At 65.5% G+C, this 13,264-nt stretch carries 12 protein-coding genes and 3 tRNA genes; 9 read left to right on the forward strand and 6 right to left on the reverse strand.

Annotation, left to right across the window (positions count from 1 at the left end; translation table 11 throughout):
* Nucleotides 1-538: 538 nt before the first annotated feature.
* From E1218_RS30940 to E1218_RS30955, 4 genes are all read right to left on the reverse strand, one after another.
* Nucleotides 539-610 (reverse strand) — tRNA-Val (locus tag E1218_RS30940).
* Between the two features lie 31 nt (nucleotides 611-641).
* A tRNA-Cys gene (locus E1218_RS30945) sits at nucleotides 642-712 on the reverse strand.
* 32 nt (nucleotides 713-744) lie between these two features.
* Nucleotides 745-817, reverse strand: a tRNA-Gly gene (locus E1218_RS30950).
* Nucleotides 818-993: 176 nt separating this feature from the next.
* The gene (locus tag E1218_RS30955; protein WP_325052870.1) at nucleotides 994-1,884 is read right to left on the reverse strand and encodes a sigma-70 family RNA polymerase sigma factor; all 891 of its coding nucleotides are present in this window, start codon (nucleotides 1,882-1,884) and stop codon (nucleotides 994-996) included.
* Between the two features lie 95 nt (nucleotides 1,885-1,979).
* Here E1218_RS30955 and E1218_RS30960 point away from each other — a divergent pair, with 95 nt between their 5' ends.
* The 3 genes from E1218_RS30960 (at nucleotide 1,980) to E1218_RS30970 (ending at nucleotide 6,504) form a co-directional block, all read left to right on the forward strand.
* Nucleotides 1,980-2,426 carry a pyridoxamine 5'-phosphate oxidase family protein gene (locus E1218_RS30960; protein WP_132326589.1) on the forward strand — a complete coding sequence of 149 codons (447 nt, stop codon included), beginning with the start codon at nucleotides 1,980-1,982 and terminating at the stop codon, nucleotides 2,424-2,426.
* A gap of 4 nt (nucleotides 2,427-2,430) precedes the next feature.
* A complete protein-coding gene (locus E1218_RS30965; protein ID WP_132326590.1) occupies nucleotides 2,431-3,198 on the forward strand; it encodes a nucleoside/nucleotide kinase family protein in 768 nt (255 codons plus the stop codon).
* A gap of 519 nt (nucleotides 3,199-3,717) precedes the next feature.
* Nucleotides 3,718-6,504: a TrlF family AAA-like ATPase gene (locus tag E1218_RS30970; protein WP_132326591.1), complete on the forward strand. Its 2,787-nt coding sequence runs from the start codon at nucleotides 3,718-3,720 to the stop codon at nucleotides 6,502-6,504.
* A 73-nt stretch (nucleotides 6,505-6,577) separates the two neighbouring features.
* Here E1218_RS30970 and E1218_RS30975 read toward each other — a convergent pair whose 3' ends face one another.
* Nucleotides 6,578-7,117 (reverse strand): flavoprotein, encoded by a 540-nt coding sequence (locus E1218_RS30975; protein ID WP_132326592.1) that lies wholly within the window; start codon nucleotides 7,115-7,117, stop codon nucleotides 6,578-6,580.
* Nucleotides 7,114-8,307 (reverse strand): helix-turn-helix domain-containing protein, encoded by a 1,194-nt coding sequence (locus tag E1218_RS30980; RefSeq protein WP_132326593.1) that lies wholly within the window; start codon nucleotides 8,305-8,307, stop codon nucleotides 7,114-7,116. Before E1218_RS30980 ends, E1218_RS30975 begins: the two co-directional genes overlap by 4 nt.
* Nucleotides 8,308-8,857: 550 nt before the next feature.
* Here E1218_RS30980 and E1218_RS30985 point away from each other — a divergent pair.
* The 6 genes from E1218_RS30985 to E1218_RS31010 form a co-directional block, all read left to right on the forward strand.
* Nucleotides 8,858-9,106, forward strand: coding sequence for a DUF6284 family protein (locus tag E1218_RS30985; RefSeq protein WP_132326594.1), 249 nt, complete (start codon nucleotides 8,858-8,860; stop codon nucleotides 9,104-9,106).
* The gene (locus E1218_RS30990) at nucleotides 9,103-9,354 is read left to right on the forward strand and encodes a hypothetical protein (RefSeq protein ID WP_132326595.1); all 252 of its coding nucleotides are present in this window, start codon (nucleotides 9,103-9,105) and stop codon (nucleotides 9,352-9,354) included. Before E1218_RS30985 ends, E1218_RS30990 begins: the two co-directional genes overlap by 4 nt.
* Entirely contained in the window at nucleotides 9,351-10,190 is an 840-nt protein-coding gene (locus E1218_RS30995; RefSeq protein WP_132326596.1) for an ABC transporter permease, read from the forward strand. The genes E1218_RS30990 and E1218_RS30995 overlap by 4 nt, the downstream gene beginning before the upstream one ends.
* A gap of 1 nt (nucleotide 10,191) precedes the next feature.
* Nucleotides 10,192-12,411 carry a cell division protein FtsK gene (locus E1218_RS31000; protein ID WP_132326597.1) on the forward strand — a complete coding sequence of 740 codons (2,220 nt, stop codon included), beginning with the start codon at nucleotides 10,192-10,194 and terminating at the stop codon, nucleotides 12,409-12,411.
* 195 nt (nucleotides 12,412-12,606) lie between these two features.
* Nucleotides 12,607-12,963: a hypothetical protein gene (locus E1218_RS31005; RefSeq protein ID WP_132326598.1), complete on the forward strand. Its 357-nt coding sequence runs from the start codon at nucleotides 12,607-12,609 to the stop codon at nucleotides 12,961-12,963.
* On the forward strand, nucleotides 12,963-13,264 hold a 302-nt coding region (locus E1218_RS31010), incomplete at its 3' end, for an RRQRL motif-containing zinc-binding protein (protein WP_325052871.1). The genes E1218_RS31005 and E1218_RS31010, both read left to right, overlap by 1 nt.

Genomic DNA, 13,264 nt, shown 5'->3' on the forward strand with positions numbered 1-13,264 from the left:
ACCTCCACCACCCGCAACTCCCCCGGTCCACCCAAACTCTCCAGCACCAAGGCCCGCACAGCTCCTCCTTCGATCCCCATCAAACTTCGACAGGCATCGTACAACTTCCCCAGCAGCGCGCACCCACGCCGGCGAGCCGGCCGGGACCAGGAGCGCACGCCGAGAGCCGAACGCGGCGAGAAACCCGCGCCGGCACCTGAACCGCGCGGACAACCCGAGCCGGGGAGCCGCCACGAGCATCAACCAGGACCGGACCCCCGACCACGGCGACCAACCCACCCGCCAACACACCCGCGGCGATCAACCCACGTCAATCAGCCGACCGCGGCGGGCAACCACGCCAGTCAGCCGACCGTGGCGGGCAACCCACGCCGGCAACTGAACCGCGACGACCAGCCCCAGCCGCCGAGCGAAGCGAAGGCCCACAGGGGGTGCGGGGGGCGAAGCCGCCGCTCGCGGCAAGCGCAGCACAGCCGCACAAACGACGAAGGCGACCCGCTCCGCGCTCTCCGCGGACACGAGTCGCCCATCGCCTTCGTGGACGATACTGGGATCGAACCAGTGACCTCTTCCGTGTCAGGGAAGCGCGCTACCGCTGCGCCAATCGTCCAACAGCTGTGAAACCCGTACGAGGGGTTTCGAGGTGGAGACGGGATTCGAACCCGTGTACACGGCTTTGCAGGCCGTTGCCTCGCCTCTCGGCCACTCCACCAGTGAGAAAGCTGGCCTGCCGAACCCTCTCCGAGCGGACGACCGGGTTCGAACCGGCGACCTCAACCTTGGCAAGGTTGCGCTCTACCAACTGAGCTACGTCCGCATCGCTCCGGCGACTGTTCCGCTCGGTGCGAGAGCAGAACAGTAGCGCACTTTCCGCGTCTGTAAAAACCGGATTCCGGGGGGTCGAGATCCGGACCGCACGAGCGCGATGCTCACCTCACCGGTAACATCAGCCCCACCTGTTCCATCTCCCCGGAAACCGCAGAACGCGGGACCTCAGGGTTCGAGGGGCACGAGGTGCACGTCCGCCAGGTAGTCGGCGTTGCCGAGGAGGGCGATGGCGGTGATGCGGCCATCGACGACGGTGAAGTCGAAGGCGACCTGTGGTTCGCCGTGGCGAGACCACACGGCGCCGGCGAGGCCGTCGATCAGCGTGAGGCGAGCTGCCTTGGCATGCCCGGAGAAGCGCTCGGCCACCGCTGTCGCGCCGAGCACGACCGCCTTCGCACCGCGCGCCACGACCGCCTCGTCCGCCCGCAGTACGACGTCGGGATCGAGCAGTTCGAGCAGCGCCTCGAAGTCCCCGCTCCGGGACGCCGCCAGGAACGCGGTCACGATCTCCTTCTGCCGGTGCGCGTCGGTACCAGGCGGCTCCGGCGTACCCTGCACCCGCCGCCGCGCCCGCGAAGCGAGCTGCCGCGCGGCCGCCGGCGACTTCCCGAGGATCGGCGCGATCTCCTCGAACGGCACGGCGAACATGTCGTGCAGCACGAACGCCAACCGCTCGGCCGGCGTCAACGTCTCGAGTACGACGAGCAGCGCGAGACCGACCGAGTCCGCCTGCAGCGCTTCGAGCTCCGGATCGGGTACGGCGGCGTCCTCGAGGACGGGGGAGTGGTCGCCGATCGGCTGCTCGGGCCGGCCGCGCCGTGTCCGCAGCATGTCGAGGCAGATCCGCCCGACGACCGTGGTCAGCCAGCCGCCGAGGTTCTCGATCGTGTCCGCGTCGGACCGGCTGAGCCGGATCCAGGTCTCCTGGACGGCGTCCTCGGCCTCGGATGCGGAGCCGAGGATCCGGAACGCGACCGCGCGCAGGTGTTCACGGTTCTCCTCGAACCGGTCCGCCAGCCAGTCGTGTTCGCTCATCTCCACCATGTCCCTCTTCACCTGTCACCTTCCCGGCCGGGCGCCGTCATGGGTGTGACGTGCGATCCGCCGTACATGTGACACTGCAGAGCCCATCACCTCGGAGGAGTTCCACCATGACAGAGCCGGCGCGCCCGCTGTCCGTACGCAAGCAGGACACTCTGTACCGCCTGGAGCATGACGTCGACCTGTGGGTCGCGACCGTGTCGGCGGACGGCGCGCCGTACCTGATGCCGCTCTCCTTCCTCTGGGACGGTAAGACCCTGCTCCTCTCGACCGCGCGCAACAACCCCACCGCTCGCAATCTTCGTGCGAACTCCGCCGTCCAGTTGACCCTCGGCCACACCCGGGACGTCGTCCACATCGCCGGCACCTCGGAGACCATGCGGTCGCAGGACCTGCCCCACTCCGAAGCAGAAGCCTTCGCCGCCAAAGCAGGCTTCGACCCCCGCAGGTCTGCCTACCCCTACTTCCGCATCACTCCGACAAAGATTCAGTCCTGGCGCGAAGTCGACGAACTGTCCAACCGCGTCCTCATGCAAGACGGCACCTGGCTCGTCTAGACAGATGAGCAAGGCACCGGGTTCTGAAAGCGCGAGCATTCTCTGGATAGGTGGCCCCGCGGCGGCCGGGAAGACGACGGTCGGCCGCCTGCTCGCGCGAAAGCACGGACTTCTCTGGTACAGCGTGGATGCGCATGCATTCGACCACGAGAAGCGCGCGGCTGCGGCCGGGCTTCACGTCCTGGGAACCGGTCCCGGCGACTTCGATCGCAGACCCATGATCATGGAAGACGTTCAGTCTCTATCCGTGCGAACGTCGGTGGTGGTCGAAGGCGCACAGGTCACTCCCAGGATGGCCGGCGTTGCCGGGAATGCGGTGTGGCTCATGCCCTCCCGAGAAGAACAGCTCGCAAGGCTGGAACGCCGGCACCCCGAAGGTGTGCACAAGGACTACGTCTGGGGATGGGAGCTGGTGCAGAGCCAGGTGGAGGGGACCGGCGCAAGCGTTGTCGTGGTCGACGGTCAGACTGTCGAGCAAACCGTCAGGGCCGTCGAGCAGAGGTTCAGCGCGATCCTGGCATCTTGCCCCGCGGCACGTACGACCGCGGAGCGGCAGTCCTTGCTTCGGGTCAGCAATCGCCGCCTCGCGGACCAGGCCACCGAAAGACTCCGCCTGGGACACCACCGCCGACGTGGCAACCATGCCGTCCAGGCCTTCGATTGCGAGTGCGGGCGAACAGATTGCACTGCGGTCGTCGAGCTCGCCATCGAGGAGGCCACGCCTGCACTCGCGCAGAGCCCTCCGTCGATCTTCGCGCCCGAACACTCCTGAAAAATCGCCACCCGGCCGGACCGTGGTCGCGACCCGCGGACAGGCCTCCGGCCCCACGATCTCGAGCCGGCGGACCGCCTGACGAGGTCCGGAAACGACAAGAGCGGGACCCGGCTGGTGCTGGGTTCCGCTCTCAGTGGGTGCTCCGGTGGGCGATACTGGGTTCGAACCAGTGACCTCTTCGGTGTGAAGGCGGATCCTGCGTCGCATGCAGCGCGCTGCCGTCCCGCGAGGCGCTGGAACCGCGACACCAGAGCGTCTTGACCACGTCGCAGATCAAGGCTCTCGCTGCCTACCTGCTGCCTCCAGACGCCCCGACTCCGGCCTTCCAAGGAACCGAAGCTCACTACTCCGGATGGCGCGCACAGGTGACGCGGAGGAGCTCCTGCGAACGGAGACAGACGTCCCGTTCGAAGTTCTTCCCGCCCAGATCTTGCCCCTCGGCATCGGTTGCTTAGAGTAAGGACTCGAACCGACGCGGTGTCGAGAACCGCGATAGCAGGGGGATGCAGGGGGGACATGAGTACGACAGCGCCGCGCTACGTGCGGGGATCCGAGTGGCGGAAGTGGGATCTTCACATCCACGCTCCCGGCACGAAGATGAGCGACGGATATAAGCCGCTCGATTGGGACCGCTTTTGTGACACATTAGAGGCGTCAGACGTAGCTGTATTTGGAATCGCAGACTATTTCAACCTCGACAGCTTCTTCGAGGTGGTCAAGGAGCACCAGGACCGCTATCCCGCAAGCGATAAGGTCTTCTTTCCTAATCTGGAACTCCGCCTGAATGATGTCGTAAATGGCAAGCAGGAGTCAGTTGAGTTGCATCTGATATTCCGCCCAGACATCACGCAAGAGAAGATCCGCCACTTCCTATCGGTGCTGAAGACTCAACTGACCGATGATAATGACCGGCAGTTGCCCTGCTCAGAGTTGAAGGCGAGAGGCAACTTCGAGTCCGCCACGGTGACGCGGTCGGACCTCAAGACAGCAATCGAGGATACATTCGGATCTCGGCGGCCTTGGAAGGAGAACCTTCTCATTATCGTGCCGTCAAATAATGGCGGCATTCGGGCCGAGTCCGGTAAACAACGCAAGGCCAACATTGCGGACCAAATCGATAAGTTGTCAGATGCTGTGTTCGGCAACAGTGCCAATGTAGATTGGTTTCTTTCGCGTAAGAGATACGAAGATCCGGAGCAGGTATCGACTCCTAAACCTGTCTTTGCCGGGAGTGACGCGCACTCGTACGAGCAGCTTGAACAGCGCTTAGGGAAGCCCGTCGAGTCCGATGGGGAATTTAATGAGATAACGTGGATAAAGGCCGATCCGACCTACGAAGGCCTCCTTCAAACGCTGATTGAGCCCGCCGAGCGTGTCCGCATACAGACACTGAAGCCCGATGTGAAGGAGCCGTACAAGTACATCTCGAGGGTGCATTTCGCCGGAACGACCGAATTTCCCGACAGTATCGACTTCAATTCCAACCTCGTCTCGATAATCGGGAGTCGCTCGTCAGGCAAGTCAACCCTGTTAGCCCACATCGCGCATGCCGTCGATCCCGACTACACGGTCAAGCAGCAGGAGATGAGCGGCATGGCCGAGGCTGGGAAGGCAGGGCCGGCGGCGGGACTGACGTGGCAGGATGTCGCGCACATAAGGTGCAGCGTCGAATGGGGCGATCCGACCGTCAAGACGGGAAAGATTGTCTACATTCCGCAGAATTCCCTGTTTGCAATCAGTGATAGGCCGAACGAAGTAAACGCCAAGATTCAACCTGCGCTATATCGCTTGAACCCTGGATTCGAACAGTTCCATCAGAAAGTTGACGCGGACGTCCACGCTTCAAATCTCGCTATTCGCCAACTCGTGCAAGAGTGGTTCGATGTGGCGGAAGTGATCGAGGATTTGCGCTCCGAACTGCGCGACCTTGGCGACCGTGAGGCTATAGTCGTAACTAGAGACACGATCGCGGCTCGGGTAAAGGCGCTGCGTGAATCGTCCTCGCTCAATGAAGACGAGGTGTTGAAATATCAGGGGATCGTCGAGCGCTCCTCGGAGATTAGGGCGCGTGTCGAAGACATCACGAATGAGATCGCGGTCCTTGAGCCATATGTGACCTCTGATAACGGCAGTTACGCTGCCGCCCCGGAGATAGCCCCCTCGATCAACATGCATCCGTCGCTAACTGCGATTCCGCCCGACCTGGCCGCCAAGGTTAACCCAGTCCTCAGTAGTCATTTGGAGATTCTGCGGTCGGCGATAGGGCAAGCGTTCGTTGACTATCGGTCAGCGCTTGATGTCGAGCAGAGAGCCCTGACGGAAGAACTTGAATCGCTCGAACGAGATAACGCTGAGCTAATACGAAAAAACCGCGAGAATACCGAACTTGAGGCTCTTGTTGCCAGCCAGAATCATCAGGTCGAGCTGCTGAAGGTGATCGATGCGAAGATCGACGCCGTAGAAGCTGCCAAGAAGACCCAAGCAGGCCGGATCGAGGCGATCGAGAAGCAACGTGCTTTGAAGGAATCCTGTTTCGAAAAGCTCAAGAACGAGTTCGTCACCCTGACCACGACGCTGGATGGAATGCAGTTCGATATCGAAACTCGGATGACAGCGGAGGCTCTGTCTGCTGTCTCAAGCGTCTACAACCGGCAGGAGAACACGCTCTACTTTGACCGCTCGCAGGGTGAGATTATCAGGCACGACTTCGTGATGGCCGATATCGCGCGCTTTCTCGAGGCGGTGCGCTCAGGTTCCCAGAAGTTGAGGCGAGGCGAGTCTCCTGCCGTTGTAGCAAGCAGCACCATCACGCTGACGCCTGAAAGCCGGTTCTTCGCCACATTAGACGGAGACCGCATCGGCGGCTTCGCGGTTTCTTCGATGACGCCGGGTAAGCAGGCTCTGTTCGCGTTGACTCTAATCATGAATGAATCATCGGAGCCTTGGCCTCTACTGATCGATCAGCCGGAGGACGATCTAGACAGCCGCTCGATCTACCAGACAATCGTTCCCTATCTGTCGAAGCGGAAGAAGGATCGCCAGATCCTAATGGTGACGCACGATGCCAATTTGGCTATCGGAGCGGACTCAGAACAGATCGTCGTGGCCAACCGACATGGCGACGATCGGCGCAACCGGGACGGGCTGATGTTCAAGTATCTGACTGGTTCCCTCGAACACAGTTCGGAAAAGAATGACTCTGAATTCATCCTTGAATCCTGCGGAATGCGAGAACATGCGTGTGAAATCCTTGACGGCGGCGAGGACGCGTTCAAGAAACGCAGTGCGAAGTACAAGGTGTGAATAGCGATTGCGGCGCCACGCGCCCGGTTTCCTTCGCGCTCAATGTGAGAAATTCGGGGCGGTGCCACGACCGTCACTCTGCAGGGTTCAGGTGATGGAATACCCACTCCCAGCGAAACCCGTTGGCTACGGTCTCGCCGGTCCCGGAGGTTATCGGAGCGACGGTGTTTTCCGCTCCGTCGTGAGGGTCAGCCAGAATCACCCCGGCGTAGCGGAGCACAGCCAGAGAAGCGAGCCACGCGGGGTGCCCCGCAAGGTCGTGCTTCGCAAAGGGCACCGCGACAGTTGGTGTGTGCGAGCCGAGGGCTGCGCAAAGCGTCGTAAGTGGGTACGTGTTGGCGTTGCCGTTGGCCCAGGCGTTGAGAGTGTTGAAGGTGATGGGGACGACGGCTACGGCGTCAGCCGGTGGGGTGCGCTTCGGCTGGTCTGGGGTGCGGTTGCCGGTGATGACGGGGGCATTCCCTAGGTCCTGGTCTGCCAGCCAGGGCATGGCCGCTTCGGTGGGGATGACGTAGGGGTCCCAGCCGTTGGCTCGGGCGGCCTTGACGCCGTCTGCGGTGCGGGAAGCGAGCGGCGCGCCGCAGACGACGATGTAGAGGGTTCGGTTGGTCACGCGAGGACTCCTGCGCGGGTCGCGATTGCGGTTAGGGCTGGGGTGGGTTTGCGGGAACGCTTGAGGAGTTCGCGGACCAGCTCGCGGGCGATGGTGTGGTAGCGGATCGACTCGGGAGCGACGCGCTCAGCCTGTTTGAGGTGGAGGATCGCTTCCATGTCGTTCTTGGCCTGAGCCTGAGCCCAAGCGAGGTCGAGATGTAGGCGTGAGCGGCGGCCTTGCAGACCGGCCGGCATAGCTTCGGTGTCGATTTCGGTTGCCACTCGCAGTACGCCGGACGGATCGCCGAACTCGGCTGCGACCGACGCTCGATGGATCAGGACGTTGGTCGGGCCGAAGGCAGTCCACCAGTGGTTGCCGTCGTGCGCCAGGAGGTCGGCGAGCTGCGTAGCCGTATCGAGTCGAGCGGTGGACGTCGCGCGATCGGAGCGGCGAGCGGCGATGACGGACGAGATGAGCCACAGCGACCCGGCGAGCGACACGGCGTCGGGTGCATCCGAGCCAGCGAGGCACATAAGACCTTCTGCCGACCGAACGGCGACGCGTTCGGCATCGTCGGTTCGCTGGCTGCGGAGTAGAGCGATGACCACCTGATAGGCGGCCATCCCTTGCGCGGCCTTCGACTCGGCGGCCAAAGCCGCGTGGGTGGCGCGGTCTGCGGCCAGCCAGCCGAGCTGGTGCTCGCCGACCTTGGTCAGGAGCTTCGCGGCCGCCGTGTAGACCGAGCAGCGGGCAAGGTGTGTCTCCCGACCGTCGCGGCCTTGGTAGCCGTCGTACGCGTCTGCGGCCTGAATGAGGTTTGGCAGCATCGCGGTCGCCCTCTGGTACTGCGCTGCCTGGTAAGCCTGGTTAACCTGCACAGCGCCGTTGCGGAGCTGCGGAAGAGGCCACGGTGACGTCGGCTCACCAAGCAGGTGGTGATAGCCCGCGAGTTGGCTGCGTACGGCGTCGACCGCCGTCACTTGCTCGGATGCGTCCGGCGCGAGAATCCAGTCGCGACCGATCAGGTCCGCCACGTCGATGCGGAGGACGGTTGCTAGGTCGTTCAGGGTGGACAGTCGATCGACACCACGAATGCCGCGCTCGACCTGCGAGAGCCAAGAGCGCGACATTCCGATGAGGCCAGCCAGGGCGTCCTGCGACATGCCGCGCCGCTTGCGGTACGCCCCGATGCGCTCACCTACGTGCATCTGCACTTCCCCTCGGTTGATGTAGTCCCTCTAGTGAACCGGCTGCCAGCCCGAACAATGCGCACAAAAGTGCGCAGCCTGCCGAGTGCACATCAATCGCTCGTTTGGCCTCGACGCTGGACGCATGAACGAGCCGACCACTCAGGAGCTCACCCGCTTCGGTCCCGGTGCCGCTGGCGGGACACCCTCCGCGCGGGCAACTCTCCGGATGTACGCCGCCGTGAACGGCGACAGCCGCTCGACCTCAGTAGGCGGCACACCGCCACGGAGCGCCGCTAGGACAGCCGCCAGCATCTCCGTCCGAGATTGCTCGTGGGCAGCCTCAGTCTCTCGGTACCGCCGCGTGGCCGAGGTCAACTCTTCGCGTAGATCACTCACCTATCCAGGGTATCGCACCTTGCTTGCGCAACAGTCGCAGAAGCGCTACCGTGGTGCGCACCTTAGTATCGCTTCATGTTCTGGTCAGGCGCCAAAAGGTGACGCCCCGGCGGTTGCAGCCGCCGAGGCGTCCGGGCCGCACCAGTCCCTTCACGAACAGGAGCTAAACCCAATGAGCATCATCCACCTGTCGGCCGTCGGTAGCCAGGAACCATCGGCTGCGGACTTGGCCGGTATCGAGCAGGAATGGCCGTTGATCGCGGCCGAGCTGGACCTGTTGGACGCGCAGATCGCGTTCATCAATGCGGGTCCGTACGCGTCCGAGCTGGAGACGCGTCGCGTCCGGCGCGCCTCGCGTCGGGTCCTGGAGGTTGGTCGCGAGCTGGTCGACCGCGAGATTGCCACGGACGGTGCCGCATGAGCCGCCGTCGCGTGTTGACGCTGGAGCAGAGCTGGGCTGACCGGCTTGGCATCGATAGCGCCGACGCTGTGCGGGACGAGCTGGCCGCGCGGTTCGAGCACTTGTCGCGGTTCGTGCTGGCCGGTGAGATGCCCCGCCGCGACGCGGTGTCGGCGGAGGCTGCGACGGCGTATGGCGATCTGTGGGTGTTGGCCGGGTTCCTGGCCGACGCTCGTCAGGTCATGGCTGGCAAGGGGGTGGAGTGGTGAGCACTCCGCTGCGTACGTCGTACCCGGTGCCGGTGGCCGAGCTGATCCCGGCCGCGCGCAATCTGGCGGCCGAGTTGGGTGAGCTGCCGTCGCAGAACCGGTTGATGAAGCACCTGCGGGTGGGCAAGGACAAGGCCAAGGCGGTCCATGCCGCGCTGGCCGCTGAGCGGCACCTGCACTCGGTGCCGGACCCGGACGAGACCACGGCAGACGCCACGACTCCAGACACTGCTGTCGAGACCGCCGATGAGACGTTCGTGCAGGTCACGCCGCCTGTAGACCCGGTCCCGGAGGCCACGCCGACGGCTGTCGCGGTGGTCCCCGCGGAATCGGAGGAGAGGGGCATCTCCAAGACCGACGACGAGACCACGGACACCGCCGCCGATACCGGGGACAAGGAACGGCCGGTGCGGTCGTGGCCGATGCTGCTGCTGGCGCTGCCCGCGTTCGTCGCGGTCTGGTCGGGCTGGGTCGGGCTCGGTGAGCTGACCGGCTTCGGGGTCGTGCACCCGCTGCCCGGTATCGCGGACGGCTTCACCATCAACTCCGCAATCACCCTGCCAATCGGTGTCGAGACCTACGCCGCGTTCGCGCTGCGGGTGTGGCTGTCCGGCCGCGTCCCCGCAAAGGCGCGCCGGTTCGCCAAGTGGTCGGCGCTGTCTGCGCTCGGTCTGGGCGCGCTGGGGCAGGTCGCCTATCACCTGCTGGAGGCCGCTGGCGTCACAGCCGCGCCGTGGCCGATCACCACTGCCGTTGCCTGCCTGCCCGTTGCCGTGCTCGGCATGGGCGCCGCGCTGGCCCACCTGATCCACACCCGCGAGAACGGGAGCCACTGACATGACCGAGCCGATGAACAACGAGCTGCCGAACGACCTCGCACAGCCGATCGACCTGGAGGCGCGCCGCGCCCGCCGCGACGAGTCCCCGCAGGACCGAGACGGATCGGCCGGCGCAGTGGTGCCGCTGTCGCCGTCCGAGGTCGAGCGAATGGACACCGCCTACGAAATCGCCCTGGACGACGCCGACGACGACCCGGCGACCGGGAACGTGCTGGTGCCGGTGGACACGCCGGGACTGGCGCTGCCGGTGCAGGAGGGCGCGCGGATCCCGATCATCCCTGTGCACCTGCGGCCGGGGAACCTTCGCGGCACGATCCGCCGCGCGCTGGCGCGGACCGGTCACGTGGCCGCGTTCCACGCGGTCCGCTCGCCCTGGTACACAGCCAAGTTCGGCTGGTTCGCCGGTCGCGGCCTGACCCGCCTGGTCGGCAACCAGCTGAGGTGGTGGTGGGTGCCGAACTCGTTCGTGCTGGAGCAGAAGGCCGCCGACGCGGGCGAGCTGAAGGAGTGGGAGAAGATCCACCGCCAGCTCAAGGCGACCCGGATGTGGCGCGGTGGCGTGCTGGCGGTCCAGAACCTAGGTCTGCTGATCGGCGCACCGATCCTCTACAGCTCCGCTCCGGGCGCGGCCCTGGTCGCGGCTGGCGCGCTGGCGACGGCGGGTCTTGCGCACTACGGCCGCCCGGCCGGGCAGACCATCGTGGGCACGGCCGTGGTCGCGCCCCGGTACCGCAAGCTCACCGCCGACATCGTCCTGCGCGCCTACTACGCGGCCGGTCTCGGCAACCCCGACCGCCAAGACCAGCAGGTCACGTTCGGGTCGATCATGTCCCGCGACGCCTCCGATACCGGTACTCAGGTCGTGATCGATCTGCCGTGGGGCAAGTCCTGGTCGGACGTGCTGAAGTCGCGGGAGAAGATCGCCTCAGGCCTGGACGTGCACATGCGGCAGGTGTTCCTGACCGAGGACGACTCATCCAGCCGCCGTCACGTGCTGTTCGTCGCCGACAAGGACCCGCTCGCGATCCCGGCCGGTCGCACGGACATGCTGGATGCCAAGCCGCGCTCGATCTGGGAGCCGATGAAGCTCGGCAAGGACGAGCGCGACCGCCTGGTCGAGCTGTCGCTGATGTGGTTCTCGGTCCTGGTCGGTGCCCAGCCGCGCAAGGGCAAGACGTTCACCGCGCGCCTAATCGCGCTGCACGCCGCGCTGGACCCGTGGGTGAAGCTGATCGTTGTCGACGGCAAGAAGTCGCCGGACTGGCTCGGGTTCCGCAAGGTCGCGCACCGGATGGTGTTCGGTGAGCTGCCCAACCCGCTCGATGACGACCCGATCGGGCACCTGCTCGCGGTCCTGGACGAGGTTCTCGACCACATCGACAAGGTCAACGCCAAGCTCACGTCCCTGCCGGTGGACGAGTGCCCGGACGGCAAGCTCACCCCCCAGCTCGCCCGGGACCGCCGCTACCCGGAGCTGCGGGTGATGGTGCTGGTGATGGAGGAGTTCCAGGTGTACTTCGAGACCGCCAGCCAGGAGGTGAACAAGCAGGTCGCGGACAAGCTGTCCAAGATTCTCGCGATTGGGCCGAGCGCTGGCGTGATCTTGGTGTCCAGCTCGCAGAAGCCTTCCGGTGTCGGCGCGGGTGACGTGCAGCGGCTGTTCAACCGCTACCGCGACAACCACACCATCCGGTTCGCGCTCAAGTGCGGCAACCGCGACGTGTCCATGGCCGTGCTCGGTGGCGACGCCTACGCCGAAGGCTACGACGCCTCCTCGCTGCCGGTCGGGGACAAGTTCCGAGGTGTCGGGTATCTGTACGGGGCGAGCGACTACACCCCGACCGTGCGCGGGTTCCTTGCCGACGGCAAGGACGCGGACAAGATCCTCGACGCCGCCCGCAAGCACCGCGAACGGCTCGGCACGCTGTCCGGCGCGGCCGTGGGCGAGGAGCTGGAGCGCGCCAGCCGGGACGTGCTGGCCGACATCCTCACCGTGCTCGGTGCCGACACCGCCGCGCACTGGGAGGCGATCGCTGGACGGCTCGCGGAGCAGATGCCTGAGCAGTACAACGGCACCACCCCGGACGCGATCAGCGCGCAGGCCCGCGCCCTGCACGTCCCGAGCCGCGATGTGAAGCGCGACGGCGTGAACCGCAAGGGCTGCCGCGCCGACGACATCCGCGCCGCGATCGACCGCCGCGACACCGCCGGCCACTAGGCCGCGGGCAACACAGAGTAACCAACTGCATGAGGGGTGCGGGACGGCCGAAGTAGCGGCCGGACCGCTACCGGTAGCGGCAACGCTACCCGTCCCGCTACCCCGCAACCCTGATCTGACCAGGCCGTTCATCACCGCGTAGCGGGTAGCGGCCACGGTCCCTCACGCCCAAAAACAGCCCTCTGGAGGCTTCCAGTGCTGAACCACGCCGCTACCTCTACCCTCACCGCCGCTACCCACAGTAGCTATCTGGGTAGCGCCCCGCTCGACCTCGCCGCGACCGCGCAGACGGCCGGACAGGTCGCCACGGTGACACTCATCGTGACCATCGCCGTTGGTATCTACCTGCTGGGCTGCCTGATCTGGCCGTTCGGCAAGTGCCGCCGCTGCAAGGGCGCGGGCAAGTTCAAGTCCCCGTTCGGCCGCGCGTATCGCTACTGCGGCAAGTGCGACGGTTCCGGGCTGCGGGTCCGGCTCGGCCGCCACGTCGTCAACCACATCCGCGCCGTCCGCGGCGCCGGAGACAACACCACCAGCAAGGGCAAGCGCTGATGCCCGCGCCGATCGACCGCGCCAGCCTGCACCCGGCCGCGTCGCGCTGGATCGAGCTGTGGAACGGCCAGCAAGCCCTCGGCTGGGACCTGCACGGCACCCCGGTGTTCCGGTTCCGGTGGGCACCCGCAGGACTCGCCACCCGCCGCCAGCTCCGCTCCCTGCGGATGTGCCCGGGCGGCCGGGAGCCCTGTGCGCTGCTGGTCTGGCGCAACGGCACACGCTGGGCCTGGCTGTACCGGCTCGACCTCGCCCGCCCGTCCCGCGTCCCGTCACCCGCCCAGCTCAACGCGCTCGACAA

Source organism: Kribbella turkmenica (assembly GCF_004348725.1).
Lineage (GTDB): Bacteria > Actinomycetota > Actinomycetes > Propionibacteriales > Kribbellaceae > Kribbella > Kribbella turkmenica.

What these genes read in the sequence shown, in the direction of transcription:
- E1218_RS30970 (WP_132326591.1), top strand. Translation starts at nt 3,718, where the DNA reads ATGAGTACGACAGCGCCGCGCTACGTGCGGGGATCCGAGTGGCGGAAG.
- E1218_RS30980 (WP_132326593.1), bottom strand. Translation starts at nt 8,307, where the DNA reads ATGCACGTAGGTGAGCGCATCGGGGCGTACCGCAAGCGGCGCGGCATG.
- E1218_RS30960 (WP_132326589.1), top strand. Translation starts at nt 1,980, where the DNA reads ATGACAGAGCCGGCGCGCCCGCTGTCCGTACGCAAGCAGGACACTCTG.
- E1218_RS30990 (WP_132326595.1), top strand. Translation starts at nt 9,103, where the DNA reads ATGAGCCGCCGTCGCGTGTTGACGCTGGAGCAGAGCTGGGCTGACCGG.
- E1218_RS30985 (WP_132326594.1), top strand. Translation starts at nt 8,858, where the DNA reads ATGAGCATCATCCACCTGTCGGCCGTCGGTAGCCAGGAACCATCGGCT.
- E1218_RS30965 (WP_132326590.1), top strand. Translation starts at nt 2,431, where the DNA reads ATGAGCAAGGCACCGGGTTCTGAAAGCGCGAGCATTCTCTGGATAGGT.
- E1218_RS31000 (WP_132326597.1), top strand. Translation starts at nt 10,192, where the DNA reads ATGACCGAGCCGATGAACAACGAGCTGCCGAACGACCTCGCACAGCCG.